Below are 2,918 nucleotides of genomic sequence, written 5' to 3' on the forward strand. Positions count from 1 at the left end.
CATTAAAAAGTATAGCATTGAGAGTTCTTTACTAAAGAAACTTTCAAACAATTAAAACGTATGGCAACATAGCTTTTTTAAATACTTTGATCAAGTGATTAGGTTTTACGCGTGATTTATTTATTCATTTTACTGTTGGTTATAGTGATTGCATTTAGCTATAAGTATGCATGGTGGAAGCCAACCGTTGACTGGAAACAGCCACGCGTTCTTATGTATCACATGGTACGTGAACACATTGATGGGGCAAAATTCAATAAATTACGTGTTAAGCCTGCCGAATTTGAAAAACAAGTCAGATATATGCAGGAGCAGGGTTTTCATTTTGTAACTATGCATGAGTTACGTGAAAAATGGGGACAACACCCTGAGAAAACTGTTGCAATTACTTTTGATGATGGTTATCTGGATAATTTGTCAAATGCTTATCCAGTTTTGGAAAAATATCGTGCTAAAGCAACAGTTTATGTGGTCGTGGATCGTCATGATCGAGATTGGTCAACATATAAAAAAGCGCATCATAATAGTGGTGAGTTAATGCATGAACCTAAATTGAATGATGAACAAGTCCAGTTGTTATCAAATAGTGGATTGGTTGAAATAGGTTCTCATACTCTTACACATGCAAATTTGGATAAATTGAACGATGCTGAATGTTTTACAGAAATGTCTGAGTCTAAGAAGCGCCTTGAACAGCTTATCGGTCGACCAGTAACCAGTTTTGCTTATCCATTTGGCATCTACTCAGTGCGTGATGTAGCAGTGGCAAAACAGGTCGGTTATACAAATGCCGTAACGACCAAAGAAGGCATTGATGATCTGACTCCTGATTTTATGCAATTACAACGCATTAAAATAAGTGGCAAAGATTCGTTATTTGCAGTCAAATTACGATTGAAACTGGGTAAACGCGAGGGTTAATAATGCGTATTACAATGGTCATGGCAAGTGATGAAGATGGTGGGCTTGAAAAACACGTCATTGAACTAGCAAATGGTTTGGCAAGCACCCATGAGGTGAGTTTAATAGCTCATCCCAGATATCAGGATTTACTGGATAACAATGTCAACTTTATATCATTTGATATGAGTGGTAGTCGTTACAATCCTATAACTAAATATAAGCTTAACAAGAAAATTTTAGATACGAAACCAGATATCCTACATGCGCATGCTTCGAAAACAGCAAAGCTATTACAAAAACTCATACCAAAATTTGATTTTCCAAGTGTTGTAACCATTCACGGGTTGAAAAGTAATATTCAGGCTTATCTGGCTTTTGACAAAATTATCGCTGTTAGTCAAAGATTGGCGAAAGAAATTAATCGACCTGAAAAAGTTGATGTAGTTTACAATGGCGTGAAAATCAAGACATTAGTAAAACCATTTGAAAAGAACCGAAAATTTATTGCGATAGGCCGCTTAAATGAGGTGAAAGGATTTGATGTTCTCATACACGCTTGGCAGGGGATTCCACATCAATTGTTGATTGTTGGAAATGGAGAGGAACAGGAAACGCTTGAACAGTTAATACAAAGTTTAAACTTAACAGAGCATGTGAAACTATATGGCTACTCTGAGCATATTCATGATCAGATTACAGAGGCTGAAGCATTAATTGTTTCATCACACCGTGAAGGTGGTCCTTATACTCTCAGTGAAGCACTATTACTGGAGCGCCCTGTGATTGGAACTGATGTAGGAATGATGTCTGAATTTGTTCCTGGCGAGTATTTATGTATTACAAATAACAAAGAAGCTTTACACCAGTTGATAGAGCGTTATCTGAAAGATGATGAAATCGAACAGAGATTTAATCCATCATTTACTCTAGCTAGACAACAGCTAACATTTGAAAAAATGTTAGAACACACGCTAGAAGTTTATCAAAATGCATTAAACTATTTAAAATAATAAGGGTAAACTATTCATGAACCAAAAAAGTCAATGTATCCTTACGCTAACCGATGGGCGTGCAGGGCATGAAACACAGACCAAAGGTTTATGTACAATTCTAAATGCTGATCAGGAATATCGGGTTGAGCAGGTCAAAGTAAAAACAATTTCGAAATTAAAAAACTCTATTTTGAAATGGGGATACAACTATTTTTCAAAAGAGTGGATGCTAGGCCAGCTTATTGACTTAAATCAATTTGAAGACATTGATATTGATGATATTCGATATATTGTATCGGCTGGAGGGGATACCTTATTGGCAAATGCCGTTTTAAAGTCATATTTAAACTCTTTAGATATTCCAGTTCAAAATGTTATTGCGACCTCTTTGCGCAGAATGTGTGAAAATGCTTACGATATTGTGTTTACCATCGATGCAAATAAAGAAGGGCAGACACCTTATATATACTATCCAATTGCACCTAATAAAATGTTAAGTTTTAACTTGCCCGAAGAAGAGCAAGAATCAAGGAAAAAACTTTCTTTAAGTCATACTCAAGGTATATGGACTATCTTAGTCGGAGCTAGTACTGCTGAGGTTGAGATTGGTAGTGTGGAAGACTGGATTCTTCTTATTGAGGACCTAATTAAACAATATCCAGCAGATGAATTTTATGTGTCCACATCTCGCAGGACACCTAAAGCTTTTGAGCAGTCACTCAAAAATGTTTTAAAACAATATAGTAATCTACATTTGGTTTTGGTTGGGGAAGGGGATAAGACATCAATCAAAGATTTGATGTTTGCTGCCAATATTATTATGAGTTCTCCAGATTCAACATCAATGGTGAGTGAGGGTTTGATGTTACAAAAACCTTTATTTGTAGTGCAATTTCCTGATAGCAGAATGAATGAAGAGTTTCGGCAGTATTATGAGGATAAAATTAAGCGGGGATGGTTACAGTTTTATTCAGAAAAAGATTTCAATATTTCATCGTTAAATGATTTTAAATATGTGAATCA

3 protein-coding genes are annotated in these 2,918 nt (G+C 35.7%); all 3 read left to right on the forward strand.

Annotated features, from left to right (window positions below; genetic code table 11):
- The first annotated feature begins 111 nt into the window (after positions 1 to 111).
- On the forward strand, positions 112 to 921 hold the full coding sequence (locus KPC_RS18735; RefSeq protein ID WP_121975840.1) for a polysaccharide deacetylase family protein: 810 nt from the start codon (positions 112 to 114) through the stop codon (positions 919 to 921).
- Positions 922 to 923: 2 nt separating this feature from the next.
- Entirely contained in the window at positions 924 to 1,913 is a 990-nt protein-coding gene (locus KPC_RS18740; RefSeq protein WP_121975841.1) for a glycosyltransferase family 4 protein, read from the forward strand.
- Positions 1,914 to 1,929: 16 nt separating this feature from the next.
- Positions 1,930 to 2,918, forward strand: a 989-nt coding sequence (locus KPC_RS18745; protein WP_121975842.1) for an ELM1/GtrOC1 family putative glycosyltransferase, incomplete at its 3' end; no start/stop codon positions are given.

This window comes from Acinetobacter stercoris (assembly GCF_900323515.1).
GTDB classification, from domain to species: domain Bacteria; phylum Pseudomonadota; class Gammaproteobacteria; order Pseudomonadales; family Moraxellaceae; genus Acinetobacter; species Acinetobacter stercoris.

Excerpts from the sequence above, each read along its gene's own strand:
- KPC_RS18740 (WP_121975841.1), top strand. The coding sequence starts at position 924 with ATGCGTATTACAATGGTCATGGCAAGTGATGAAGATGGTGGGCTTGAA.